30 protein-coding genes are annotated in these 25,794 nt (G+C 48.6%); 22 read left to right on the forward strand and 8 right to left on the reverse strand.

Translation table 11 applies throughout. The features are described from left to right. Window positions 1-8: 8 nt before the first annotated feature. Both EBA31_RS10140 and rluE read right to left on the reverse strand, forming a co-directional pair. Window positions 9-344 (reverse strand): lysozyme inhibitor LprI family protein, encoded by a 336-nt coding sequence (locus EBA31_RS10140; protein ID WP_122078725.1) that lies wholly within the window; start codon window positions 342-344, stop codon window positions 9-11. Window positions 345-365: 21 nt separating this feature from the next. After that, window positions 366-992 carry a 23S rRNA pseudouridine(2457) synthase RluE gene (gene rluE, locus EBA31_RS10145; protein WP_122078727.1) on the reverse strand — a complete coding sequence of 209 codons (627 nt, stop codon included), beginning with the start codon at window positions 990-992 and terminating at the stop codon, window positions 366-368. Window positions 993-1,124: 132 nt separating this feature from the next. Here rluE and icd point away from each other — a divergent pair, with 132 nt between their 5' ends. Continuing rightward, on the forward strand, window positions 1,125-2,378 hold the full coding sequence (gene icd / locus EBA31_RS10150; protein ID WP_012006449.1) for an NADP-dependent isocitrate dehydrogenase: 1,254 nt from the start codon (window positions 1,125-1,127) through the stop codon (window positions 2,376-2,378). A gap of 303 nt (window positions 2,379-2,681) precedes the next feature. Here icd and EBA31_RS10155 read toward each other — a convergent pair whose 3' ends face one another. Then, window positions 2,682-2,990: a monooxygenase gene (locus EBA31_RS10155; RefSeq protein WP_122078730.1), complete on the reverse strand. Its 309-nt coding sequence runs from the start codon at window positions 2,988-2,990 to the stop codon at window positions 2,682-2,684. 99 nt (window positions 2,991-3,089) lie between these two features. Here EBA31_RS10155 and EBA31_RS10160 point away from each other — a divergent pair, with 99 nt between their 5' ends. Beyond that, window positions 3,090-4,001: a LysR family transcriptional regulator gene (locus EBA31_RS10160; RefSeq protein WP_122078733.1), complete on the forward strand. Its 912-nt coding sequence runs from the start codon at window positions 3,090-3,092 to the stop codon at window positions 3,999-4,001. On the opposite strand, the gene EBA31_RS10165 is transcribed toward EBA31_RS10160, so the two are convergent. Further along, on the reverse strand, window positions 3,989-4,900 hold the full coding sequence (locus EBA31_RS10165; protein WP_122078735.1) for a LysR family transcriptional regulator: 912 nt from the start codon (window positions 4,898-4,900) through the stop codon (window positions 3,989-3,991). The two genes, EBA31_RS10160 and EBA31_RS10165, sit on opposite strands and share 13 nt — an antisense overlap. A 95-nt stretch (window positions 4,901-4,995) precedes the next feature. Here EBA31_RS10165 and mdlC point away from each other — a divergent pair, with 95 nt between their 5' ends. Then, window positions 4,996-6,594 carry a benzoylformate decarboxylase gene (gene mdlC / locus EBA31_RS10170; RefSeq protein ID WP_122078737.1) on the forward strand — a complete coding sequence of 533 codons (1,599 nt, stop codon included), beginning with the start codon at window positions 4,996-4,998 and terminating at the stop codon, window positions 6,592-6,594. A 91-nt stretch (window positions 6,595-6,685) separates the two neighbouring features. Next, window positions 6,686-7,465, forward strand: coding sequence for a cyclase family protein (locus EBA31_RS10175; RefSeq protein WP_122078740.1), 780 nt, complete (start codon window positions 6,686-6,688; stop codon window positions 7,463-7,465). Window positions 7,466-8,146: 681 nt separating this feature from the next. Here the strand turns inward: EBA31_RS10175 and EBA31_RS10180 are convergent. From EBA31_RS10180 to EBA31_RS10190, 3 genes are read right to left on the reverse strand one after another with little or no spacing between them, the layout of a single operon-like run. Further along, the gene (locus tag EBA31_RS10180; RefSeq protein WP_122078742.1) at window positions 8,147-9,274 is read right to left on the reverse strand and encodes a site-specific integrase; all 1,128 of its coding nucleotides are present in this window, start codon (window positions 9,272-9,274) and stop codon (window positions 8,147-8,149) included. Further along, window positions 9,255-9,500 (reverse strand): excisionase, encoded by a 246-nt coding sequence (locus EBA31_RS10185; protein ID WP_072270415.1) that lies wholly within the window; start codon window positions 9,498-9,500, stop codon window positions 9,255-9,257. The genes EBA31_RS10180 and EBA31_RS10185 overlap by 20 nt, the downstream gene beginning before the upstream one ends. Further along, window positions 9,500-10,117: a 3'-5' exonuclease gene (locus EBA31_RS10190; protein WP_122078745.1), complete on the reverse strand. Its 618-nt coding sequence runs from the start codon at window positions 10,115-10,117 to the stop codon at window positions 9,500-9,502. Before EBA31_RS10190 ends, EBA31_RS10185 begins: the two co-directional genes overlap by 1 nt. A 281-nt stretch (window positions 10,118-10,398) precedes the next feature. Between EBA31_RS10190 and EBA31_RS10195 the strand changes: the two genes are divergently transcribed. Beyond that, the gene (locus tag EBA31_RS10195; protein WP_122078748.1) at window positions 10,399-11,016 is read left to right on the forward strand and encodes a hypothetical protein; all 618 of its coding nucleotides are present in this window, start codon (window positions 10,399-10,401) and stop codon (window positions 11,014-11,016) included. A gap of 608 nt (window positions 11,017-11,624) precedes the next feature. Here the strand turns inward: EBA31_RS10195 and EBA31_RS10200 are convergent. Further along, on the reverse strand, window positions 11,625-12,275 hold the full coding sequence (locus EBA31_RS10200) for a LexA family transcriptional regulator (RefSeq protein WP_122078751.1): 651 nt from the start codon (window positions 12,273-12,275) through the stop codon (window positions 11,625-11,627). Between the two features lie 105 nt (window positions 12,276-12,380). On the opposite strand from EBA31_RS10200, the gene EBA31_RS10205 reads away from it, so the two are divergent. The 17 genes from EBA31_RS10205 (at window position 12,381) to EBA31_RS10290 (ending at window position 25,776) form a co-directional block, all read left to right on the forward strand. Further along, window positions 12,381-12,608, forward strand: coding sequence for a helix-turn-helix transcriptional regulator (locus tag EBA31_RS10205; protein ID WP_122078754.1), 228 nt, complete (start codon window positions 12,381-12,383; stop codon window positions 12,606-12,608). 27 nt (window positions 12,609-12,635) lie between these two features. Next, complete coding sequence (locus EBA31_RS10210) at window positions 12,636-13,169, forward strand: YmfL family putative regulatory protein (protein ID WP_122078757.1); 534 nt, start codon at window positions 12,636-12,638, stop codon at window positions 13,167-13,169. Window positions 13,170-13,367: 198 nt separating this feature from the next. After that, on the forward strand, window positions 13,368-14,411 hold the full coding sequence (locus EBA31_RS10215) for a helix-turn-helix domain-containing protein (protein ID WP_122078759.1): 1,044 nt from the start codon (window positions 13,368-13,370) through the stop codon (window positions 14,409-14,411). After that, window positions 14,408-14,755, forward strand: a complete 348-nt coding sequence (locus EBA31_RS10220) for a hypothetical protein (protein ID WP_122078762.1) — start codon at window positions 14,408-14,410, stop codon at window positions 14,753-14,755. Before EBA31_RS10215 ends, EBA31_RS10220 begins: the two co-directional genes overlap by 4 nt. Continuing rightward, window positions 14,752-15,123: a RusA family crossover junction endodeoxyribonuclease gene (locus tag EBA31_RS10225; protein WP_122078764.1), complete on the forward strand. Its 372-nt coding sequence runs from the start codon at window positions 14,752-14,754 to the stop codon at window positions 15,121-15,123. Before EBA31_RS10220 ends, EBA31_RS10225 begins: the two co-directional genes overlap by 4 nt. Then, window positions 15,120-16,118 carry a DUF968 domain-containing protein gene (locus EBA31_RS10230; protein WP_122078766.1) on the forward strand — a complete coding sequence of 333 codons (999 nt, stop codon included), beginning with the start codon at window positions 15,120-15,122 and terminating at the stop codon, window positions 16,116-16,118. The genes EBA31_RS10225 and EBA31_RS10230 overlap by 4 nt, the downstream gene beginning before the upstream one ends. 52 nt (window positions 16,119-16,170) lie before the next feature. Beyond that, a complete protein-coding gene (locus EBA31_RS10235; protein ID WP_122078767.1) occupies window positions 16,171-16,572 on the forward strand; it encodes an antiterminator Q family protein in 402 nt (133 codons plus the stop codon). Between the two features lie 411 nt (window positions 16,573-16,983). Continuing rightward, entirely contained in the window at window positions 16,984-17,367 is a 384-nt protein-coding gene (locus EBA31_RS10240) for a hypothetical protein (protein ID WP_122078768.1), read from the forward strand. Continuing rightward, window positions 17,364-17,741, forward strand: coding sequence for a hypothetical protein (locus EBA31_RS10245; protein ID WP_162302878.1), 378 nt, complete (start codon window positions 17,364-17,366; stop codon window positions 17,739-17,741). The genes EBA31_RS10240 and EBA31_RS10245 overlap by 4 nt, the downstream gene beginning before the upstream one ends. A 1,272-nt stretch (window positions 17,742-19,013) precedes the next feature. Continuing rightward, window positions 19,014-19,367 (forward strand): hypothetical protein, encoded by a 354-nt coding sequence (locus EBA31_RS10250; RefSeq protein WP_122078771.1) that lies wholly within the window; start codon window positions 19,014-19,016, stop codon window positions 19,365-19,367. 82 nt (window positions 19,368-19,449) lie between these two features. Next, window positions 19,450-19,851 (forward strand): phage holin family protein, encoded by a 402-nt coding sequence (locus tag EBA31_RS10255; protein WP_122078773.1) that lies wholly within the window; start codon window positions 19,450-19,452, stop codon window positions 19,849-19,851. Next, on the forward strand, window positions 19,838-20,278 hold the full coding sequence (locus EBA31_RS10260) for a lysozyme (RefSeq protein ID WP_122078775.1): 441 nt from the start codon (window positions 19,838-19,840) through the stop codon (window positions 20,276-20,278). Before EBA31_RS10255 ends, EBA31_RS10260 begins: the two co-directional genes overlap by 14 nt. After that, window positions 20,275-20,655 carry a DUF2570 family protein gene (locus tag EBA31_RS10265; RefSeq protein ID WP_122078778.1) on the forward strand — a complete coding sequence of 127 codons (381 nt, stop codon included), beginning with the start codon at window positions 20,275-20,277 and terminating at the stop codon, window positions 20,653-20,655. Before EBA31_RS10260 ends, EBA31_RS10265 begins: the two co-directional genes overlap by 4 nt. An 860-nt stretch (window positions 20,656-21,515) precedes the next feature. Next, window positions 21,516-22,070, forward strand: a complete 555-nt coding sequence (locus EBA31_RS10275) for a terminase small subunit (RefSeq protein WP_122078784.1) — start codon at window positions 21,516-21,518, stop codon at window positions 22,068-22,070. Beyond that, window positions 22,045-23,970, forward strand: a complete 1,926-nt coding sequence (locus tag EBA31_RS10280; protein WP_122078786.1) for a phage terminase large subunit family protein — start codon at window positions 22,045-22,047, stop codon at window positions 23,968-23,970. The genes EBA31_RS10275 and EBA31_RS10280 overlap by 26 nt, the downstream gene beginning before the upstream one ends. Before the next feature lies 1 nt (window position 23,971). Then, window positions 23,972-24,178: a phage head-tail joining protein gene (locus EBA31_RS10285; RefSeq protein WP_026142328.1), complete on the forward strand. Its 207-nt coding sequence runs from the start codon at window positions 23,972-23,974 to the stop codon at window positions 24,176-24,178. After that, window positions 24,175-25,776, forward strand: a complete 1,602-nt coding sequence (locus EBA31_RS10290; protein WP_017892532.1) for a phage portal protein — start codon at window positions 24,175-24,177, stop codon at window positions 25,774-25,776. Before EBA31_RS10285 ends, EBA31_RS10290 begins: the two co-directional genes overlap by 4 nt. Window positions 25,777-25,794: the final 18 nt, after the last annotated feature.

A 25,794-nucleotide genomic window follows, 5' to 3' on the forward strand; every position in this document is an offset into this window, starting at 1 on the left:
AAGGTCCCTTACAGCGGCTTATTGATATGCTGATAGATATCATCCAGTTCGGTAATACGGGCCTGATAGCTGCCTGAGAGACAACTGACGTCGCTGCCGCACAATTTCCGCTGCGCCAGCCAGCGCTGTTGCTGGTCTTGCATCTCACCGCGCACTCCCATGGCGAACAGACCATGTAAAAACTGGTACTTGGTCGCCATTTCCACGTCTTTGTCACTCAGCGTACGGCTGGCGCAGATGGCCTTTTTGTCGGCACTGACGGCTTTGGCGCAGTCAAAACTGGCGGCCTGAACGGCAGGAACCGAAAGCAGGGCGGTGAACAGTAGCGCGGTTAATGTTTTCATCGTTGCTGCTCCTCGGGCTGGTTACAGTGAGTCCAGGGTTTTCCATTCACCGGGCTGCAATTCGCCCAATGAAAGATTACCCATACTGTAGCGAATCAGCCGCAGGGTAGGAAAGCCGATGTGTGCAGTCATGCGACGCACCTGGCGATTTCGGCCTTCATAAAGGGTGACTTTCAGCCAGGCGGTGGGGATTGATTTGCGTTCGCGAATGGGCGGATTGCGCGGCCACAGCCATTGCGGTTCTGCGACCAGCTCAACGCCTGCCGGCAACGTTGGGCCGTCTTTGAGCGTGACGCCATTGCGCAAGGGGGCCAGGTCGCTTTCCTGCGGGGCGCCTTCGACCTGCACGTAATAGACTTTTCCGGTACGTTTGCCCGGCTGGGTGAGTTGCGCCTGCAGCTTGCCGTCATTGGTTAGCACCAATAAACCTTCGCTGTCGCGATCCAAACGCCCAGCGGCGTAAACATCGGGAAATGGAATGAATTCTTTCAGGGTGGTGCGGCCGGCTTCATCGGTAAATTGCGGCAGCACATCGAACGGCTTATTGAATAACACCACGCGACGCGGCCCCTGTGCGACTGCGGGTTTGGCGGGGGCAGGCTTGCTGAATCGTTTAACTTTGTGATTTTTAACAGAGAATTTTTTCATAACAGTTGAGATTACGGATGATAGGCGCATTATAACCGAATCCGTTTCGGATTGGCGCGGACTGAAAATTCCAGTAGTATCTACACGCATCTTACAAAGCATTAACAAAAATTGCGCTTGAAGGAGAGGTTGATGGAAAGCAAAGTAGTTGTTCCGGCAGAAGGTAAAAAGATTACGGTCGATGCCCAGGGTAAACTGGTTGTTCCGAATAACCCGATCATTCCGTTTATCGAAGGCGACGGCATTGGCGTTGACGTTACCCCTGCTATGATTCACGTGGTTGATGCAGCAGTGAAAAAGGCCTACCACGGCGAACGTAAAATCTCCTGGATGGAAATCTATACCGGCGAAAAATCCACTCACGTTTACGGGAAAGACGTGTGGCTGCCGGAAGAAACCCTGGATCTGATCCGTGACTACCGCGTTGCCATCAAAGGCCCGCTGACTACCCCTGTCGGTGGCGGTATTCGCTCCCTGAACGTGGCCCTGCGCCAGCAACTGGACCTGTACGTGTGTCTGCGTCCGGTGCGTTACTACCAGGGCACTCCAAGCCCGGTTAAACAGCCAGAGCTGACCGACATGGTGATCTTCCGCGAAAACGCCGAAGACATCTACGCAGGTATCGAGTGGAAAGCCGGTTCTGCAGAAGCAGACAAAGTGATCAAGTTCCTGCGCGACGAAATGGGCGTGAAAAAAATCCGCTTCCCAGAGCAATGTGGTATCGGCGTGAAGCCATGTTCTGAAGAAGGGACTAAACGTCTGGTACGTGCGGCGATCGAATACGCGATCACCAACGACCGCGACTCTGTGACCCTGGTTCACAAAGGCAACATCATGAAGTTCACCGAAGGTGCCTTCAAGGATTGGGGCTACGAACTGGCGCGCGAAGAGTTTGGTGGCGAACTGATCGACGGCGGTCCATGGCTGAAAATCAAGAACCCGAACACCGGTAAAGAGATCGTGGTTAAAGACGTGATCGCCGACGCCTTCCTGCAGCAAATCCTGCTGCGTCCGGCTGAATACGACGTGATCGCCTGTATGAACCTGAACGGTGACTACATCTCCGACGCCCTGGCCGCACAGGTTGGTGGTATCGGTATCGCACCTGGTGCCAACATCGGTTCCGATTGCGCGCTGTTCGAAGCCACCCACGGTACTGCACCTAAGTATGCCGGCCAGGACAAAGTGAACCCAGGTTCCATCATCCTGTCTGCAGAAATGATGCTGCGTCACATGGGCTGGTTCGAAGCGGCTGACCTGATTGTTAAGGGCATGGAAGGCGCAATCGCTGCCAAGACCGTGACCTATGACTTCGAACGCCTGATGGAAGGCGCTAAACTGCTGAAATGTTCAGAGTTTGGCGACGCTATCGTTAAACACATGTAAGTGTGTTTAAGCGTTCAATGAAAACGGGAACCTGATGGTTCCCGTTTTTTATTATTCAAACTGCAACGGTTATCAAAATATTATCAAAATAAGTTATCAAAACTCGGCCATTTTGGCATTTGTAAGTGTATCACTCTAAAGAGTGGTTCAGTCCAAACCATAGGAATGGGGTAGTTCCGTTCGCAAATTACTTGTTTGCTTTAAACAAAATCAGTAACTGCACAAGTCAAGTTTGAAGGGCAGTTTTGAGCGAAAAGCGAACTTGATTTATTAAGCAATTTTAGAATTATCAACACTAAGTTGTTAATTGGCTTTGCCATGATTCAGGTTAGTTAATGGCTCGTTAACATTAAAAATCTTGTAGCTTACTTCGTCTACACCCAAATTTTTCAGGCGAGCAGAATGTTTTTTAACATAGGCAAGTGCCGTTTCTTCATTCTGAAACAAATAGATACCCCCCGCTTCCTGATTCGTTTCATTCTCTGTCCATATTTTCCAGATAAAACCCGGCTCATGGTTAATGGACTCGGCCAGTTCGACCAGCTGATGAGACATCTCAGCACCAAATGGGCCATGAAAATCAAAGTGCAACTGCAACAGTATGTTCGACATAAATCCTCCAGGGATATGGGGTCAGTGAATGTTCCTGTATCTTATTTTTTATTTATTGCACAATAAACTTCATAATTTAGTCATTAAGTGTTCACTATTATGACAGAAAGACTCAAGACCACGCTTGATCAATGGATGAATCTGGTTGCTATAAGTGAGGAGGGTAGCGTTCAGGCTGCAGCTGCACGGCTGCATAAAAGCCATACCACCTTACTGTATTCGGTCAGAAAACTTGAAAGTCAGCTTGGTACCGAGCTGGTCGAGGTTATAGGTAAAAAAACGCGACTAACAGCCAGTGCCACTATGCTGTTGCGTAAGGCTGGCACCATGATTGAAACAGCGAGGCAGTTGGAAAGTCTGAGCAGTCTGCTGTCAGAAGGCTATGAATCCAGTATCACCGTATCTGTTGACCATTTGTGCAATCGGATGTGGGTTTACGATCCTCTGACCCAGTTTTGTGCTGAAAATCCGTTAACATCGGTCAAACTGCGTGAGACTTCACTGAGTTCAACGCGGCGCTACGTCAAAGAAAAAATTTCTGACATCGCCATTATTAATCTTCCTGTGGAAAACTTTCCTTCTTCATTTTTTGGTCACGTTAAAATGCTGCCCGTTATCTCTTCTCGGCATGAGCTTGCAGGGCAAAAGGAAATCAGCCAGAACGAATTGGTTAATACGACGCAGATTGTGCTGCGAGACCTGGGTAATGAAGATAATAGACACGGGGAAAACGTAGGGTGGTTAAAGCCCCAACGCAGAATAACCGTGGACAGCTTTGACTATGCCATTGATGCCGTAAGCGCTGGGCTGGGATTTTGTCGCCTGCCAGAACATATGATCCAGCGGCTCAACAACCCAGACATTATTACGCTCAGTCTACAGGAAGGGTTCGATTACCAGGTTCCTTTGCACATTACCCTGCCAAAAGGTGAGAATACTGGTCCTGCGGCTCGGGAGCTTTTTGCGCTTTTGATTCAGTATGCAGCTATCCGAAAGGGTCAGAGTAGCTGAGAACCTTCCTGATTATCGTGAAGGCAAATATCTTTCAGTTTTTGTAGAAACCAGAGTTTCTCTTTTCCATGGCGCAGCGTCTTCTGGCTATAAAGGCATACTTCTATGCTGGGAGAATCGATCGGCAACGGGAGTGAAGTGACGGCAAAATGTTCTCCTCCCCGGAGGCTGTAGGTTTCGGGTACGACGCTGATACAGTTCGACGATTCGACGAGGGGCGCTACAATGTTCAGGTCCGGCACGTTAAGTGCGATCGGCAGTTTTTTATTAGTTCTGGCATACCATTCCTGATAGAAGTTATGCCCTGCCTGAGAAGAGGCCATGATATGTTTCTCCTCAAGAAACTGGGCAAGCGTAATGGCGTCGCCAACGCGCGTATGTGCATTGCCTTTCAGACACACATATCTGTCCTTAAGCAGAAGATCGCAGTGAACATCCTGTACGGCATAGGTCCGGTTGCAGATTGCGGCGTCAATAAATCCTTTATCAAGCCATTCCTGGAGCTTTGAGATTTCAAGCGGCAGGATTTCAATTTCTACGCCGGGTGCTATGTTGCTTATTTCACGAAAAATTAACGGAAGGTAATAGTGTTCTCCCAGGTCCGACATAGCGAGCACAAACTTATGCTTTGAGATCCGGTAATCAAATGCTTTACGTGAGGCAACAACCGCATCTATATCTCCGACCACTTTGCTGAATGTGCGGTATATCTCAATGGCCTGTCGCGTGGGTTTCATGCCGGTATTCTGACGCACAAACAGTTCATCGTTAAGTTCATCGCGCAACTTCTTAAGAGCGTAACTTACTGATGGCTGGGTAATGTTCAGTATATCTGCTGCCCCGGAAACGCTTTCCTGTTCATAGATGGCCACAAAAACTTTAACCAGATTCATATCCATATAGATACTATTTATAAATAAATTTTAAAATATTGATTGGATCTATGAATCTATCAGGATCTAGACTTCGCTTCAACAACAGAAGAGGAGTTACCATGAAAACCGTACAACAAGCGACCTACGACCTCCTTCGTAGTAACGATATGAATATCATCTTCGGAAACCCCGGCTCGAATGAGCTGCCGTTTTTGAAAAATTTCCCGGAAGACTTCACCTACGTTCTCGGCCTTCAGGAAGCTGTCGTTCTGGGCATTGCAGATGGCTATGCTCAGGCATCCGGCAAGCCGGCGCTGGTTAACTTACACTCTGCTGCGGGTACCGGTAACGCGATGGGCGCTCTGGCCAATGCCTGGAACTCGCACTCCCCGCTTATCGTCACTGCAGGCCAGCAACACCGCGCCATGGTCTCGGTAGAACCCTATCTGACCAATATTGATGCAACGCAGCTGCCGCGTCCTCTGGTGAAGTGGAGCTACGAACCGTCCACGGCGCAGGAAGTTCCGTATTCGATCAGCCGCGCCATTCACACCGCTATGTCAGAGGCGAAAGGTCCGGTATATGTATCCGTTCCTTATAACGACTGGGCACAGGAGGCGGAAGCGCAGAGTAAATCTCTGCTAAGCCGTAAAGTCACCAGCCGCCGCGCGCTGGATCCCATGTCCCTGAAGAGCATCACGGAGGATATCCGCCTTGCTAAAAATCCGGTGATGGTCCTGGGCTCTGACGTGGATGCTGATGACGCCAATGATATTGCAGTACAGCTTGCCGAAAAACTGAAATGCCCGGTGTGGGCCGCACCGTCCACGCCGCGCAGTCCGTTCCCGAATAAGCACCGTTGTTTTAAAGGGTTGCTGACCTCGGGTATCAACTCGATTTCAGAACAGCTTTCTGCACATGATTTAATTCTGGTTATCGGAGCACCAGTCTTCCGATATCATCAGTATGAAACCGGGGAATACCTGCCAGCAGACGCTAAACTCATCCACATAACCTGCGATATCAACGAAGCTGCTCGCGCCCCGGCGGGAGATGCCTGGGTTGCTGATATGAAACCCGCTATGGAGCAGCTGCTGGCATCTGTGGAAGAGAAAGCGAATGAAATGCCTGACTTCAGAAAATCCTCGGTACAAGTAAACCTGACGTCGCCCATGTGCCCTGAGACCGTCTTTGACATCCTGAACTGGGCGGCACCGGACAACTCAATTTTCGTCAACGAGTCCACGTCCACAACCGCGGCCATGTGGGAACGCCTGAACTTTGAAAGCCAGGGAAGCTATTTCTATGCAGCCGCAGGCGGCCTGGGCTTTGCAATGCCGGCCGGCGTGGGCATCCAGATGGCGCGCCCCGATCGCCAAGTCTTCGTGGTCATCGGTGATGGCTCTTCAAATTACAGTATTCAGGCTCTTTGGACTGCGGCTCAGTATAATGTGCCGGTCATCTTCATTGTCATGAAAAATGGAACCTACGGTGCCCTGCGCTGGTTCGCCTCCGTACTGGAGATTGGTGATATTCCGGCCTTTGACGTACCGTCCATTGATTTTACGAAGATTGCTGAAGGTTATGGCTTGCAGGCATACACAGCGGGCAAACCTGAAGAGCTTGAACGCGCTATTGCCAGCGCTCGTCAGTCAAGTAAACCGGCTCTTATCGAAGTTGAAACCTGGGGTGCCCTGCACGATATGCAGACGAAGTAATCTGTACGACAATCAGAGGGAGGCGTAGTCCTTCCTTTCTGAATTCTGATGTAACAGAGCGCAGGCTCTGCTTGTAATCTAAGGTGAGAATATGTCCCTTTCTTTAATACAGTCCATCATTAAAAGCTTTAAATCGAACGATATCCGGATTGTCGATTTAACTCATCAATTGAATTCTTCCTTCCCGGCGCTCTCGCTTCCGCCCGAGTATGGCCAGACCTGGGCATTCAAAAAAGAAAACATTTCCAGTTACGATGAAAATGGCCCGGCCTGGTACTGGAATAATTTTTCCTGCGGCGAACACACCGGTACGCATTTTGATGCGCCAGCGCACTGGATAAGCGGACGTGAACGTGAGAATAACACCGTAGACACTATCGATGTCAGTAACTTTATTGGCGAAGCCGTCGTTATCGATGCAGTCGAAGAAGTGCGCCAGAACAGTAACTGGGTATTGACCAAGGGGTTTCTACTGGAATGGGAGAAAAAACACGGGCAGATCCCGGATAATGCCTGGGTTCTGTTCCAGAGCGGCTGGTCAGAAAGGATTAACGATCCAGAAAAATTCGCCAATCTGATTGACGGTAAACCTCACACTCCGGGTCCGGATCAGGCATGCGTACAGTGGATGATCGAGGAAAGAAATGTACGTGGCTTCGGCGTTGAAACTATCAATATTGATGCGGGTCTTTCCTATGGCTGGCCCATCGCCTATCCCTGTCACAATCTGATGCTGGGTTCAGGGCGTTTTGGATTACAGTGTCTGAATAATCTTTCTGAATTACCGGCAAGAGATATTATTATCGTGTCAGCGCCGCTGAAAATAGAAGATGGTTCAGGCAGCCCGCTCAGGGTACTGGCCATTTACTGATAAAAAAACCGCCATAATGGCGGTTTTTTTATATTCATCAGATAAAGAATAAATGCACGCGTAATTTCCGGAGCTATGATGGGTTTATAATCTCTGTTAAATACAAGAATTGCTATAGCACCACAAAAAAATTTTGGCAAGAGTGTAACTAATTAGCGACAGGTTCGTGAATACTAGTGTAAATGACAGTGCTTCAAACGCGGCCGTGATGAAGAAAAACCAGCCAGGTAGCCCTCATCTTTTTTAGGATTCAATGATGCCTTTCGGTTCAGCCAGATTAACAATTACTCCAGCACCAAAAATAATGATAAAGATAGAAAGCATGACATCATTTAATATATTAAAATAAGCCTGAAGGGTTTATAAAGATGTAACGTGTTCATTTCACTAACTTCAAATAAACCATGTCTATAAAAATAACAAATGTAACCGATAAAGGGCTTTGAAAGGAGCTTGCAATCAAGCTGCTCATTTAACCTTTAAACTGCCAGTCTAATCAGATGAATGTGTAAGAATGCAGGATAACATAAATACAGTTCTTTCGGGAATTATAAGGTATGCCAATGTCCGATTTTAGCACTAAGGCTAAAGGTCAGATCGATCCTTGACCGTAAAGCATATGAAATTAAGTAGAACCTAAAATAACTAATATAAACAAATTATTGAGGGTATCCCATTAGGCTAGTAACTCACTTTTATCCACTCCTTCCCTCTGTCATCGTGATAACGGTCAGTCTGAAACTGTGTTTTGTGACCCAGAAGTATCTGAGTGTTTACCCCTTGGGACTTATACAGTCTTTCAGCAAGCGATCGTTGTTCATGAAACGTTGCTGGTGTGCCGTCACCCCAATCAATATCAGTTTTGTCCCTGGCTTTGCTAAAGTTGGTTGTCAGTGTATTGGCTGGCACTTTGGCACCACGTTGAGCCATTGATGTCGAACGGAAGTAATGTACAAGATGCTCGCTCACAGCATAATCTCGGCAACGCGAGATGACCTCACGTAAGCTCGTGTTCAAAGCATCGCAACGAAGGGAGAGAGGTAATGCCAATTTTGCACCAGTTTTCTCCTGCACAACATGTAAGTGGTCATCCCAGATGTCGCTGAATTTCATTGCTGAAATATCACCCAAGCGCTGTCCTGTAACTACGGCCAATAGCATCGCATTGCCCATGTATCGATGCTTTTTATCAGCAATGTCGAAGATCTTCTGCCATTCCTCTAAATTCAAACGCTGCCTGGTAACCTTCCTGCGCGGTTGCTTTGTTGCGAGTGCGGGATTGTAGCCAGGCGGAACCTCACCAACATGCTGAGCCTCTTTGAATACATCGATCAACACTGAGCGAACAACCTGGCCCATACGTGGCTGTCCGGCGTCTGTGTACTCATCTAACAACGAAGCGATATCTCTGGCATCAACTTCGGGCAAGCATTTCATAGCGAACTTTTGACGTAGAAGGTCCACAGGTTTACGTTTTTGTTTAAACGTGTTGGGCTTGATATCACCTGTGCTCAGTCGTTCTTCCTGTATTTTCCAATACCGGTCGAGCCAGGTACTGACAGTTATGTTTTTACCCTTAATTTGAGCCACGCGATCGCTAAGAGCCAAGATCTGCCGGCTCCGCTGCTCCGCTAGTCGGCTATTGGCTTCTATCGCAATCTCACGAGCTTCCTGCTCATTGTCACCAAGAGCATGGTACTTCCCTGTAACTGGATGCCGGTACCGCCAGTACACTTTATTGACCTTGCGGCTAAATAGGGGATACAGGTTAGGAATATCAACATTGTTCTTACGCGGTCTGGCTGCCATCGTTCAATATCCTTTGAAGCTTCGGATTGTCATTGTGCTTAATGACCGGAGTAGTGAGTGGGCCAACTAGCTCAGCATCTTCTCGCACACGCCATAACTTGCCTTCTTTACGAGCGGGAGGGGCGAAGTGGCCCTCTTTTGCGCAACGCCGCAAGGTATTAAGAGAGGGCGGTTTGCTGCGGTATCGCTCCGCAGCCCATTCTTCTAACGTCAGCATCTGCAGCATTAGACACCTACCTGTCTGCTATTCAGACGGTAGGCAATGGCCATCTGTTCTGCATCATTCATGGCATCATGTAGAGAGTGGTGTTTAACCGTAGCAAAGCATGGTTGATGGGTATTGGGCAGATAACCTTTGGTTCCTTTAACCATTGCATCAATGTAGGTGCGAACATCGCGCTTGCCAGCAAAATGCCACGGGCATGTTAGACCGCAATAACGGTATGCACTTTCGAGGATAGACCCATCAAAATCGGTACCACGGAAAAAGATACGCGTGCCTGGGTGTTGTTGAATCCAAGAAGTCAGATTTACGAGTGTTTGACTCAGCGGTTCCCGATTTCCAGCCAGCGCCTCATGGGCATCTTCATCTTGTTTTATCCACCATTGTTGCGTTTCGGCGTTGACAGTTCGGCCTTGCATTAACTGACCAAAGGTATCAACCAACCCATAAAATGCAGACTTAGAATAGTCGGCCAGCTCAGGATTCCGAACCACCTCCATGATTGAGTCCTGCACGCCATCGACATCTTCGATATCAAATGCAAAACCACCGATAGATAAGATCACTGCTGATGCCTGAACGTCCATTGTTTCCGTGTCGATCGTGATTGTGTTGATCATTATTAATTACTCCACACTGTTCTTAGGAAATGTAAAACTTGGCCAGGACCGTTATGCTTCGCCTAAGTAAAAATAGTTCGGTTTTGAGGGCAATAGCCCGCATAGTTAATCCTCAAGTTTTCTATTAGACATGTCCATAACAAAGATTGATTCGCAAAATTATAAGTAATATTAAAAATAGGGTGCTAATTAATGCTAGGTGAAATTATCAACGGTTGTAACATTGTCATAATTAATGGGTGTCCAGTATAGTATTTCTTTTAAAATACAATGGGTGACTCATGAATATTAATTTAGCTATGTATAGATACAACAATGCAATTGATAGAGGGCGAAAATCCGTACAGCTTTCAATAGCAATAATGACAGTTTGGATGGCATTGTGCATATTTGTTTTTAAGGTGATAGATTTATCTTTAGGTAATGCTAGTTTAAACACGGCAATTCATATTGATTTTAACTGGAAAGCATTTTCAACATGGGGGATTGTTACATTTTTCACTTTGTCAGGCGCTTTCACTTATGGATTCTTTGCATCTAATACTGAATTGAAAAATGCCAATGAAATAATAAATGATTTTTTCATCTCAGATGAATCTGATACGGGGAAATTGGCAGTAACAATAAAAAGTATGAACGAAATCACTAATGATTTGGAAAATTACTATATAAAATCTTCAGCTCTGAATTTGATATCATTCATGCTTGTATTTGTTAGTTTTATCACGGGCTACTTGTCCGTTGAGGAAATAATTAAATTCTTGGATAAGCATGACTTGATTTTTTCTATAGGGGCATCCATAGCTATCCTCATTTTTGTTGGTAATTATCAAAAATTAAACTTATGGTTAAAAGAAAGAAAGAAAGGAAGAAAGAAAAACAAAATTGATGATAAGTAATAGCTTCTATTGAGAGGCTAAAAGGTTTTCCATTATTCTGTTAAAGAGCGAAAAAAGTGCGGCTGACACCAACCCATGGAACAGCCGCAAAGGCTTCTACACACAGCAAAATTCTTGCCGGATATCTGCGCTTGCTTTCGCTGCAGTGCCGCCGGCGCGGCGCATACTGTGTGGTGATGGGAGTCGAACCCACAGACGGAGAGGGAGCCCGTCTATCACCGGATACCACATCGAGATGCTCACTCATGAGTTAGGATCCTCCACCGCTCCCAGAACTGAGGGAAAGGGCGAGTGAGCATTCCGATGTGCGCCGGTTACCAGGCGACTACCACAACTACACAAAAACCAACAACCAGAACGGGATACAAGCCACAATGCTATAGACCACTACCTTCCAACCCTTTGCGCTCATGATTGCCTCAGTACGCCCCTTAGGGCGCGGTGGGTTTTAGTGGGCGTCCTTCCTGTTCGCTGCAGATGGAGTGATAGTCACAAAATGTGTGCATGTTGTCAATCACTAAATGTGATTGGTTGGGTGTGTTTATTTTTGTGTTTGATTTTGAAGTAAAAAAAGCCGCATAAGCGGCCTTCATTTTAGGGGGAAGGAGTTACTTGAAGGTTTCTTCAGGCCACTGAGCGGTTATAACTTTACCTATTAGCTTGCAGTTCTCATCAAATGGGATGATGTCATAACGTTGGTTTAGCGGCTCAAGTTGTGGCTTACCACCATAAATCGAGAATTGCTTAAACGTCACCTCGTCATTGTTCAGACCAGCTATGCAGAAATCCCCAGACTTGATATTTAGAACTTCGCTTGGGTCAACCAGGATTAACATGCCCTCAGGGAAGCTTGGCTTAGCACCTTGGGGGGCGGTCATCGAGTGTCCATCGACCAATAGCCAGAAAGAGTCATCACTTGCTTTAACGGTGGTAGGAATGAGGCGTACTGAATCCTTTTCTGTATAGCTTCCAACGTCATTAAACCCGCCTGCAGAGATCTTTGCATATAGTGGGTATTGGTACTGAGATGCCAATTGGTGTGCTGAGTCACCAAACAACAACTCTGCAGGGCTAACGCCCAATGATGAGGCTAATATAATTGCATCATCCGCACTGATCTTACGAGCACCTAGCTCGTAGTTTCCAATCCTGGAAGCAGAAGACCAACCGATCAGCTTGGCTAGATCGGCCTGGCTCAACTTCTTAGCTTCGCGCAGCGCCTTCAGGCGTTCGCCAATGATTTCAGACAATGTTTTCATCCGTCCTTTTTACCACATACCGTGGTCATAATCCGCTCACATATTGTCGTTGACTGTTAATCACATATTGTGTCTAATGAGCTTCGTAATCACAAAGGAGCTTACATGAACAATATCGCTGAACAGCGGAATAAGCTCGGCATCACTCAATCCCAACTAGCGGAAGCCTGCAGGATGGGTAAGTCCCGAATCGCCAATTATGAAATTGGCATTAGGACTCCTGGACTTAAGGACTGCCGAATCATCATTTCCGCACTGAACAGCCTAGGGGCCGAGTGCTTTCTCGATGATGTATTTCCCCCCGAGAAAAATTTTAACGCCCCAGCAGCTTAACCAAAACCACAGAAGCGGAGAAACCTTGTGGACAACAAAGACTTCCCTACCCAGGACGAAATCAGCGACGCGATACACAAGCTGATCACTCAGTTCCCAGGCAAGTACAGCGCGATGGCGAAAGAGTTGGATCCGGTAGCCGGTACTGAAAACGCACTACGTAACCGCGTCCGCCAGGTATCAGGGCAGGTAGTGCCGCTGGGTATGGCTGTAGAAATGGAATCAATCTCAGGCCGAAGCGATATCACCGAGGCGATGTGTAAGCACGCTGGTGGAGTGTTCGTGAAGCTGCCGGAAATCGAACAGGTGGACAACGAAGAGTTGCTGATCAAGTTCAACGAACTGATGTCAGCGCTGGGCCTGTTCGCCAAGGCACATAACGAGTTCACAGCTGATGGGGTACTGGACAATAACGAGAGTAAAAAACTGAAAGCTAAGGGTTACCGGATCCAATCGCTGGTGGCGGAGATATACGCCGTGACGGTGATGATGTTTGGAGAGGGTGACGCCCAGGATATGCGGTCCCGGGCGTCGAGTGCATCAATTAAACGTGTGGAGTAATTAACGCATGAACAGAGTAACAGAATCTCGTTTGCGTGGGCAATTTCGTTGTGTAGCTGCGAGCTGCGCTAAACCGCCAGTGCCGTTGCGTTATGTGATGAGAATACCGGGCGGCTGGTTGCCTGTCACCCACAGCGCATTGCAGGAAGTTGTGGATCGCTTTAAATATTTGGCACTACCGGCGCCAGGAGTTGTGGCATGAGCGTCAAAGTCTCCAGCTATGTATGGGACGGCTGCGCTGCGCACGGTGTGAAGGGTACCAAGCTGCTTGTAATGCTTCGTCTGGCTGACTTCTCAAACGATGAGGGGATCTGCTATCCGGGGATTGAGAAAATCGCCCGTGAGATCGGTGCTGGCCGGAGTACGGTTACGACTGCGATCGGTGAATTAGAAAGTGATGGATGGCTGACACGCAAGGAACGCCGTAGAGGGCAGCGCAACGACAGCAATATTTACACCCTGAATGTGCCAAAGCTGAAGGCCGCGGCATTAAGCGTCGAGTCTCACCGTCCAGTTTCTGACACGTCAGAATCTGACCATTCAAAATCTGACATGTCAGGATCTGAACGTTCAGAATCCGACCGTTCAGAAAACACGAAAAAAGGCAGTTCTCACCCGCCAGAATCTGGGGGGGATCCGTCAGTAAATTCAAAACAAGATCCATCAGTATTAAAACCTGTTGGTCAACCGGCTACGCCAGCCGACCCGCAACCCGCCGATTCGTTGAAAATCGATTATCAGGTTGTTCTCGAAACATTCCACACCACGCTGCCGGAATTGCCCAAGGTTATCAAAATCACTGATAGCCGCCGTAAGGTGCTGCGCAAGCTCTGGAAAGAATACGACCTGACCGAAGAAAAATGGGGCGCTTACCTCCGCTACATCGCTAAAAAATGCCGTTGGATGCTGGAAGACCGAGCAGACACCAACATTGGCAAGACCTGGCGCAAAAAGGACTTCGACTACCTGATCACCGAGGCGTGCTATCTAAGCGTGAAAGAGGAGCGGGCTAATGACCTGCCAAAAGTTCAGAAGTTTGACAACGCTGCACGAGACGAGGCTTACACCCGCCTGATCTCTCAGCGTCGTAAACCACAAAACGAGGTGGAGCGTCTGGCGAAAGAAATGGCCGGGTCATTGGGCCGCATGAGTGATTACGACGCACGTCGGGCATTCGTAGGCATTTGGGCTCAAGCGGTCACCAAGGCAAGCGAGAACGACTTAGCGAGGTTGGCATCATGAAAAAATTAACGATTCCAGTGGACGTGTTCGAAAGCGAGCGCGTAAACAGCGGCATCCGTCGGCTAATCCTCGCAGGCATGCTGAAGGACAACCCAGAAAACCAGATGGGGCGAGTAATTCAGGCCGCTGCCGGTGCTCAGTGGATGACGTTACGCGATTTGGAAAGAACCGTATTCATGATGTTTTTCGTGGCCGACACACAAGCCGCGATTAGCGCCAGGCTGCGTGAGGTTGACCCCAAACTGCATGGGCTGGTGAAGGAAAAATGCACGTTGAAGGATCCGGACACGGGCAAGCTGGTTTATTTCTACCGCCTGGTAGCCGTAGAGGAGCAGCCAGAATGAATTTGACGTTGCCATTCTCCCCAAGAGTTAACGGCTACTGGCGTTCACCGAACAAGGGATCATCCCGTGGTCGCACTTTGGTCAGTGAGCGCGGCAGGGCATTCCAGGCAGAGGCTATCGCTCAGGTAATGAAACAACTGCGCCGCCGCCCGAAGCCAATCAGCGCAGACATATCTGTAGCGGTAGTGTTCTACCCGCCAACAAAGGCCCGTCGGGATCTGGATAACTTCTTCAAGGCTCTGTTTGATGCGATGACACAGGCTGGTGTGTGGCTCGATGACAGCCAAATTAAACACATCGATGCCAAGTGGGGGCCAGTGACCAAAGGCGGCAAGGTAGAACTACGGATCAGCGAGGTGCAGGCATGAGAGGGATACTGAAGCCGATAGTTGTCCGCGAACTGGGGCAGGTCATCTTAAAACCAGGCAATGACTTGCTGACGATGTTCGGTGACCGGGTGATGGTGGCCACAGTTCCAGCTGAATTCCGTGAACTGCCATCAGGCGCACTCCCGGCCACTGAACAGCAACTTGTCAGTGATCCGCGCTTCCTTCCGTTCTTCCAGCATGAGCGTGTTCTTTCTGCCGCTGGTGGCATCAACAGCCTGGAGAGTTGGCTGGATCGCCGTACTGAATGCCAGCGGCAGTGTACCAAGGACGATTATCACGACAAGAACATGGAGACCATGCGTTATGGCACCGGTGCTATTCGTCTGTGCTGGCACCATTCGCATATGTACCGTGATAAGACGGTGGATGAGCTATCAGTCACAGCAGAACAAAATATTGCTGATTTTGTGGTGTATCGGGCCAGAATTCACTTCATGTTTGAAGAGAGCCATCAACTAACCTTGCCTGAATTGTGCTGGTGGGCTTGGGTGAAAGAAGTCATCGATCTGCTACCTGAGGATGTCGCGGCTGCATCACTGCGTATCAAGCCGATCACAATCCCATCAGGACATCGGAAAGAGGCCGATATCACTCCTGGCGTAGCGCCAAGTCAGATTATCGCCGAGATAGCCAAGAAGGCGGCAAAGACACTGGTTATTGACCCGGCCCCGCCAAAGTCATTCCTGAAGTTGCCAAAGCGTGAGCGCTGGACGAGTGAAAAGTTTACTCGCTGGGTTAAGTCTCAGCCGTGTGCTTGCTGTGGCAACCCATCAGATGATCCCCATCACATCATTGGTCATGGCCAGGGCGGCATGGGTACTAAGGCGCACGATTTTTTTACCATTCCGCTTTGCCGAAAACATCACGATGACTTGCATCGTGACATGTCACGGTGGGAAGAGGAGCACGGTACTCAGATCGAGGTGTGGTTCAGGTTCATTGACCACTCGTTATCGATCGGTGCCATTTCATAAGTGTGGAGTATAGGCGAGCTGGCATGCGGGCCAGACGCCTGGAGATTAAAGCATGAGAGATATTCAGTTGGTTTTAGAGCGTTGGGGACAGTGGGCAAAGGATAACAGTGGTGTGGACTACTCACCGATTGCCGCCGGTTTTAAGGGGTTGTTGGTAGACACAAGCAAGAACAAACCATCCTGTTGTGATAACGACGGCCTGATTATTGATGGTGCTGTCGGGCGACTGAAGAAGGTGAGGGACGAGAAGGAGCTGGGTGTGATTATGCTGCATTACCGTCACGGTGTATCAAAATCGGCAATAGCGCGCCGCTGGAAAATATCAGAGGGAAGCGTAAGACAAAAACTGATGATGGCTGAAAGCTTCATTGAAGGGTGCTTGGCAATGACTGGTACCACACTGGAAATAGATGCTTTGACGCACAAATCATCCGTATTGGCATTAAGCGAATAACGATAGTTTCAGTCTGCACGATGTATCGTAAGATATTGTATCCCTGGATTGGATACCCGTATCAGTCCGGAAAAAAAAGGCAATGTAATCAATTGGTAATTATGTTGTGGCGATTAGTAACGGGTATCCAGTAGTGGTGGTTAATATTGACTACTCAGGGTAATTACCCAGTTGAAGTCCAAATTTTTTCAAAACTTTCGCTCTGAAGGGCATCAGGTCTGCTTTGAGCATAAGTGGACGTTTAGCTCATGGCATTCAAGGATGACTATTACATTGAACATAACAGTGCTTTAGCGACCGATGTGCGGTGAAATGTAAAAGAATTTGAGTTATTATAAACATTAATGCAAATGGCTATGTTAAGTTTTCTTATGCATTGCATTCAACAAAACCTAATATTTAGAGGATTTTATGAAAATAGAAGCATTATTGGGTGGAAGGAAATTATTATCTACCAATACATACCTTATCCCCCAAAGTGAAGAGTTAAAAGTTTCTTTAGAAATCACTCCTCAAGACATTAGTGGAGTAACAGAAAATATTAAAATGGCAATGAGCATTGTCTTTGAAGATGACTCTTCAGAAGAACAGAACGTAGTATTTAAGGTTGGCCCCGATCAAAGAATGACGATGTTTATTAAAAACTGGGGAAATCCGTTGGGCACTACGCTCAACGCAATGTATCCGATTATTGCATTTGAATCCAACCAAACCATTGATATGATGATACATAATGTGCGGATTAGCGAAACCAATATTTTGACTTTACAGTTCTGGACGAAAGGATCTGAATGATGAATAGACCGTTCAGTCAACCTCGTTTTAATACAGACTCAATTCCTGTTGAGAAAATTTCAGAGAATTTGAGCACTCATATCATCACTACCAATGAGGATAAGTTACGTAATATACTGGATAGGTATGAAAGGAATATTTCAGGAAAGGGTAAGGCAGTAACATATTTTAGTGTGGCTATGACACTTTTAGTGTCTTTGTTAACATCTGATTTCAAGGAGTTCTTGCTAATACCAGCTGTAGTTTGGAAAGGGCTATTCATTCTGGGTTTAATAGTTTCAGTCATTACATCTTTGATTATTAAATACAAGGAAAAGACGCCATCTGTGAATGATTTAATCAATGAAATATCTGGCGTTGAGAAACGTAGTTGAAATTCAGGTCAGCTGTATAGCTGACCAAAAAATAAAGATAGTAACGCAAGTAATTTTTTGCAATCTCTAAGAGAAATTTGCCTAAATCAGCTTCTATTTAAAATATTGTATGTTAGCGGCGCCCCGCAGGCGCCCTCAGCGCGATTATGTTGCAGGATGGCCATTTCCGGCATTCTCTCCTGTATGTAGTTTGAAAAAACGGCCCTGTTGATTTTGGTACGATTGCAAGGCAATGCGTACAGCTCCCCGAAGATTAGTATATGCCGATGTTGGCAACTTCTGTTTCTGCTACAGAGCTCCTATCAGGTTAAAAGTGCTTAGTGTAGTAAAGTGTCAGCTTAAATTCGAGTTAATGATAATCATTAATATCGTTTGGAGCGTAAAATTCTGCTTTTCGTTACGAATTTTACTGTCTATTGTGATAAGAGTGGTTACGCAGTCACGTAGCTTATCCAATTAAAAAACCACGCTTCGGCGGGGTTTTGTCGTTTTTAGCCTCCTTGCCAAAACAGTCAACCGCAACGCAAACACATCCTTTCTCTGAGTGATTTCGGAGGGAAGAGCCATAAGGGGCATGGATACGGTGATTTTTGGCAATAAGCTCGTGGATGAAAACTCCAAAATGTCTATTTTTGTCGGAATTTCACCTAAACATTCAATATACGAAGTGGCATAAAAGCGTGACAGGATGTGTGAGGAGGCTATTTTAAAGTTGTTGTGCGCGCAACGAAAAGACCAATTTATGAATTCACGCATAAGGACACATGCTATGAAAAATTTGTCGATTTTAGTTGTTCTATCTTCATGCCTCTTACTTCCTCTAACCGCGTCGGCGGCGTCCGGCAAGTGCTACAGCGCTAAGAACTGTTCTGGAAAAGTTTTAAGCAATAGAGACGCGCATAACTGCAAGGTCAAGGATCGGGGCAAATCTTGGCTTAGTGATGTCACAGGCAAATGTACCAACCTGTAATCTGGCCAGTAATGCCATTTAGCGGCATTCATCATCGAAAGGCTGATTACTGATACGGTAACTACAGGGCTGCACTCCGGTGTAGCCTTTTTGTATTTCAGCTCCAGCCAACATCTGACACACACGTGGTACATCCCGTATCGCCAACTCGTTTACGGATGGTGGCTGAACCCTATTTTCTACAGTGATTACCCTGCGTTGTGCGGCCTTTGAGACAACGGTCACCATGTGATGCTTAGCCTCTTAATTGATAATGTTCATGTGCTGTATATGGATACAGTGTCAATTACAAGGAGCCTCACATGGCAAATCTGATTATTAGCGAAAACAACGACATTACTTTGACCCCAGAGCAAGCTAAAGCTCTTACTAAAGTTGAAGTCGCAGGGCAGTTTGAAAATGCTGTACTGCTGAACAAATACCTTGGTCGTATGTCTGTTCCAATGGAACCAGGTACTGAATTCGATGAGGTACTGAACACCGTACCTGCTTATTCGCTGGCCATCTCTGTCGAAGGGCGTTGTTTTTCTGGTGTAGGTGCTCCGACGGTATCAGCAGCAGGAGACTCCTGGGAATTCAAGTATCCATTTTACTTGCTCGAAAGTTACGCCGACCAAGTAATTACTCAACATATTCCGGTTGCGCAACCGGCATAACCAAAATAAATCAATCCCGGCTTACGTCGGGATTTTTTCGTTCATTACCCGGTACCGGGACAGAGCCCCGGAAGGGGGAGGTATGAAAATGCCCCACAATGACAATGCCCTCCTTAGTTGGTTGGCAAACCTCTATTCGAACAATTCCAACTGGATAAACGGCATGGTGATTACATCAGCCTTGGCATTTGGTCGCGTCCTTTTCTACGGCGGCAAAATCCGCACAGCCTTGGTGGATGCATTACTCACCGGCTTGATTGCAGTAACTACGGTTCCAGTCCTTTCCCCTTTATTAGTTCGGTCCATTGAGATTCTACCGGGCATGGGTGACGTGCTATCCAAAACCGAGACGATGAAAATCGAACTGTTCGTGTTCTCGGTGCTGGGAGTTATCGGTGCCAGGGTAATCCGCGAGGCGGCTATTTCACTATTGCAGCGCATCAGCGGCTTGAACAGGAAGGGGGTTAGTGATGCAGATAAGTAAAACAGGTATTGAGCTGATTAAGCGCTTCGAGGGTTTAGAGCTGAAAGCTTATCAAGACTCGGTTGGTGTCTGGACAATTGGCTATGGCTGGACTCAGCCGGTGGACGGCAAGAAGATAGGCCACGGCATGGTGATTGACCAGGCCACTGCGGATCGTCTGTTGAAATGTGGCGTTGTTCAGTTTGAGCAGGGCGTTAATCAATTGGTGAAGGTGAAAATCACTCAGGGCCAGTTTGATGCGCTGGTAAGCTTTGCTTATAACCTCGGTTTGCGTTCGCTTAGTACCTCAACTCTGCTGCAAAAAATGAATACTGGTGACAAGCAAGGCGCTGCTAATGAGTTCGGCAGGTGGGTGAATGCTGGTGGCGTGAAACTGAACGGCTTGGTAATGCGTAGGGCGGCAGAACGTGAGTTGTTTTTGTCATGAACACCTCATTCAGTTTTCGCACGACTGCGATCGGCTTACTGCTCGTGGCTTTGATTGTTGTAGGAAAGCTGGCTTTTTACTTCCACGGTAATGCGGTAGAGGCAGGTGAGAAGGTTAAGCAACAGAAAGAGGCGCTGGCGCAGCAGTCAGGGCTGATTGCCACCATGCAGGAACAGGACGCCCGTAACCGCGCGCTGATGGCAGAACAACAAAAGAATAATCAGCAACTGCGCCAGCAGGGGGAAACGTACCAGAGGAAATTACGCGATGCACTTAAAAGTGATAAATGTGGCAATAGTCCTATGCCTACCGCTGTTATTGACCTCCTGCAGCAAAACACCGGTGCCGCCGCAACAGGTAGTGTTGTTACCCCCTGAGACCGTATTCATTCCATGCGAGCAACCAACGCTTCAGGGTGACACCTGGGGCGATGCACTCAGCTACGCGCTGGCGTTGCAAACATCTTTATCAATTTGCGCCGGCCAAGTGGCCACGCTGAACCAATGGCGGCCGGCCGCCGAGAGATAACTATTTTTTCATAGATGCTTCGCACTTATCTTTGAGTCTTGCGTATGCATCAGGCAACATCGGTGCACCAGTCATAACGCGGTAGCTACGGCATTCAGGTGTCTCATCGGGGTATGGGTTAAAACTTTCTTGCTGCTTGTCAGAGCATCCCGCAATAGCTACGAGTGGTAAAACTACGGTGAGTAAAAACATCTTCATTGGCGCCCTCCATGACTATCGTAAAGAAAAGCTATCTTAGCAGATGTTTGTTACCGATGAATTAATCAGCAAATGGCTGAGGTCAACGGTAAGTGGTAACACAACATCTCTAACGACCCGCTACGGCGGGTTTTTATTGCCCATCACAGAGTGCCAAATCTGACGTTGCATAATGAGCTTTAACCAAAGCCATCACCCTGCACCTACCGCGCTCCAAGAGCATCGGCAGGCTGGTGGTTCTTTCTCGTCTCATAAGTGAGAATCACTCTCAATTTTACGGGTCCTTCCTGGAGCTGAAAACACCGAGGGGCGGGAGACGCGCGAAAAGTCGCTATTTATGAGCTTTTTGGACGCGGATCCCACTTCCTTCTCACTTAATACCTAACCCATTGTTTTTACTTAATTCACCTATAGCCAGAGTGGGAAGTGATCCTGTCCGGATCCTCTCGATTTTCGGGAAATTACTTCCCGGTTAAAAAAATGTTAATAAAAAGGAGTTTCGGGGGGATTTATGAATGTAACAAAGGCACAACTGGCGGATCTCTTCGAAGTTTCAACACGCACTATCACCACTTGGCAATCGCAAGGGATGCCGGTTGTGGCCGGCGCTGGTAATGGTGGTAAAGGCGGGGAAAACACCTATTCGACAAAGGACGTTATTACCTGGTACGCCGACCGCGAGGCCTCGTTAGAAAACGAGATATTGCGTAAAGAGCTGGATGCCCTGCAGCAAAGCGGGGAAGAGGCCTTGCAGCCCGGCACTATCGATTATGAGCGCTACCGTTTAACCCGCGCTCAGGCCGACGGCCAGGAATTAAAGAATGCTAAAGACTCCGCCGAGGTAGTGGAAACCGGCTTCTGCATGTTTGTCCTGTCAAAGGTTGCGGGGGAGATTGCCGGCATTCTTGACGGCATTCCTCTCTCAATGCAGCGGCGCTTTCCTGGCCTGGAAAATCGGCATATCGAATTTTTAAAGCGGGATGTGGTTAAAGCCATGAATAAAGCGGCTGCGCTGGATGAAATTCTTCCGGGGTTGCTGAATGAGTATATCGAACAAACGGATTGATCGGCTGCGTTATTGGGTTGCCGCCGGTCTGCGTTCGCTATTCCGCCCCGTTCCTATGACGGCGGTCGAATGGGCTAACGAATTTTATTACCTCCCCAAAGAATCCTCCTATCAAGAGGGGCGCTGGGAAACGATGCCGTTCCAGGTTGCGATCATGAACGCAATGGGGAGTGATGACATCCGGGAGGTGAACCTGATTAAGTCGGCGCGAGTCGGCTATTCAAAAATGTTGCTGGCCGTCGTGGCGTATTTTATCCAGCACAAACAGCGAAACGGGCTGTTGTGGCAGCCGACGGATGGCGACGCTGAAAATTTTATGAAGTCGCACGTCGAACCGACGATCCGCGACGTTCCCAGTCTCTTGGCAATGGCGCCCTGGTACGGAAAAAAACACCGCGATAACACGCTTTCGATGAAGCGTTTTTCGAACGGTCGGGGTTTCTGGTGCCTGGGAGGTAAAGCGGCAAAAAACTACCGTGAAAAATCGGTCGATTATGTTGGCTATGACGAACTGGCCGCCTTTGATGAGGATGTGGAGAAAGAGGGTTCGCCGACGTTCCTGGGCGATAAGCGCATAGAAGGGTCAGTGTGGCCAAAGTCGATACGCGGATCTACACCGAAAATCCGGGGCATATGCCAGATAGAACGCGCTGCCAGTGAATCCGGGCATTTGATGCGTTTTCATGTGAAATGCCCACATTGCGGCGAGGAACAGTTTTTAAAGTTCGGCGATCGTGAAACGCCATACGGTTTTAAGTGGGAATCAGGGAAGCCGAAGACGGTTTTTTATCTCTGTGAGCATAACGCCTGCGTGATACGCCAGCAGGAACTTAATTTTAGTGATGCGCGTTATATCTGTGCAAACACGGGCCTTTACACGTCTGATGGCCTCCGCTGGTTCGAATCGACGGGGCAGGAGGTTGATCCACCTGAATCAGTATCCTTTCACATCTGGACCGCTTACAGCTCGTTTACCACCTGGGCGCAAATCGTTAAGGACTTTAGAAAGACGAAGGGCGACCCGGGCAAGCTGAAAACGTTCACCAACACGACGCTTGGCGAAACCTGGGCCGAGGAAGTGGGGGAGCGGCCGTTACCTGAAACCCTGCTCGAGCTGGCCGAACATTACCGGGCAGAAGTGCCCGATCGTGTGGTTTACCTCACCGCCGGCATTGACTCACAGCTTGACCGTTACGAAATGCGTGTTTGGGGCTGGGCGCCGGGAGAAGAAGCATTCCTGATCGACCGCGTGATTATCATGGGTAGGCACGATGAAGAGGAAACGTTGCTGCGTGTTGATGAGGCCATCAACAAACAGTACCAGTTAGGCGACGGTACGATCATGACCATTGGCCGCGTTTGTTGGGACTCCGGCGGTATTGATCCGGCGATTGTTTATAACCGTTCGAAAAAGCTGGGCCTCTTCCGGGTAATACCGATCAAGGGAGCCAGCGTTTATGGGAAGCCTGTGGCCAACATGCCGCGAAAGAAAAACAGCCATGGCGTTTTTCTGACAGAAATCGGCACTGACGTCGCCAAAGAAGTCATTTACAGCCGCTACAAACTAGAACGTTCCGCTGATGGCTCCCCCGTTCCTGGGCTTATCCACTATCCGAATAATCCGGCGGTTTTCGACCTGGCCGAAGCCGAGCAGATGACGGCAGAGGAACTCATAGAAAAATATGAGAAAGGGAAAATTAAATTGCTCTGGGACGCCAAAAAACGCCGAAACGAGGCCCTCGACTGTTTTGTTTATGCCCTAGCGGCTTTGCGTATCAGCGTTTCGCGCTGGCAGCTGGATTTGGATGTGTTACTGGCCAGTCGTCAACAATCACCGTCCGGCCAGCAGGCCAGAAGTAATAATGACCTCGCCGCTATTGCGGCTCAATTGGGAGGATAACGTGGCGACACTGGCACAATTGGAAGAAGCCCGAAAAGCCTTACACGAACTGCTAACGGGTAAACGTGTGGCATCGATTCAAAAAGACGGGCGCGCCGTGACATTCACCTCCGCCACGTTAAACGAGCTGCGCGCCTATATCTCTGATTTAGAGGTTCAACTGGGGTTAGCCAGTCGGCGCCGAGGTCCGGCGGGGTTCGGGGTATGAATAAAAATCAAACTTTACTTGGCCCGGATGGCGCGACGCCGCTGCGTGAATACGCCGGTTATACCGGTGGCGGTGTGGGCTTTGGTGGCCAAATTGCCGGCTGGCAACCGTCTTCACAAAGCGTAGACGCCGCATTACTGCCGCAATTTGAACGGGGGAACGCCCGGGCGGATGACCTGGTACGAAATAACGGTTATGCGGCCAATGGCGTGCAGTTGCACCAGGATCATATCGTCGGCTCCTTCTTTCGTCTTAGCTATCGACCAAACTGGCGATATCTCGGTATCGCAGAGGAAGAATCCCGGGCGTTTTCTGACGAGATAGAGGCGGCCTGGCGAGAGTACGCAGAGGACCCTGATTGTTGCCTGGACGTGGAGCGCAAACGAACCTTTACGATGATGATCCGTGAAGGCGTGGCCATGCACGCGTTTAACGGGGAGGTCTTTACCCAGCCTTGCTGGGATCGTGCTCCGCATCGGCTGTTTCGAACACAGTTTAAAATGGTCAGCCCCAAACGTATCCGAAACGCGCCCGGAGTGCTCGACAGCAAAACGCAGCGCGCCGGTGTTTCGCTGGACAAATATGGTGCCGCCATTGGTTACAACGTGGTGGATGACAGCTATCCGAGCTGGGGCACCCGCCGCGTTTCCTACGTGCCCCGTGAGCTGGCAAATGGTCGGCCGGCGATGATCCACATTTTTGAACCCCTGGAGGATGGCCAGACGCGTGGAGCCAACCGGTTTTACAGCGTGATGGAGCAAATGAAGATGCTCGATACGCTGCAGAATACGCAGCTGCAGAGTGCGATCGTTAAGGCGATGTATGCCGCAACCATTGAATCTGAGCTGGATACAGAAAAGGCGTTTGATTACATCCTGGGGGCAGGGAACGTGAAAGGCCAGGAACCCCCGATGAATAAATTCCTGGAGCAATACCTGATTTATTACCAGGCCGCGCAAGTGAAGTTTGGCGGCGCCAAAGTCCCGCACCTGTTCCCAGGGGACAAACTGGAACTGAAAACCGCGCAGAACGCGGATAACGGCTATTCAGTCTTTGAACAATCGCTGCTGAGATACATCGCTGCCGGTCTGGGTGTGTCCTATGAACAGCTTTCCCGCGATTATTCGCAGGTGAGTTACTCCAGTGCCCGGGCATCGGCTAATGAATCCTGGCGTTACTTCCTTGGTCGCCGCAAGTTTATTGCGTCACGCCAGGCGAGCATGATGTTTTCCTGTTGGCTGGAAGAAGCATTGATCCGTGGGGTGGTAAAAATGCCATCCCGCGCCCGTTTCTCATTCAGTGAGGCGCGATGTGCCTGGAGTAATTCAGAATGGATCGGCGCCGGCCGCATGGCCATTGATGGCCTGAAAGAAGTGCAGGAGTCCGTCATGCTGATAGAGGCGGGCTTAAGTACCTTTGAAAAGGAATGCGGCAAGCTGGGCGAAGACTATCAGGAGATTTTCCGCCAGCAGGTGCGGGAGGCAGAAGAACGGAAGGCAGCTGGCTTAACACAGCCTGCGTGGGTGGCTGCAGCTTTTCAGGCTCAGCTGCAGAACTCAACACAAAACGAGGGAGGTCAGCGTGGATCAAGCGCGTAACTTACCCCATATCGCCAG

This window comes from Serratia sp. P2ACOL2 (assembly GCF_003691565.1).
Classification (GTDB): domain Bacteria; phylum Pseudomonadota; class Gammaproteobacteria; order Enterobacterales; family Enterobacteriaceae; genus Serratia; species Serratia liquefaciens.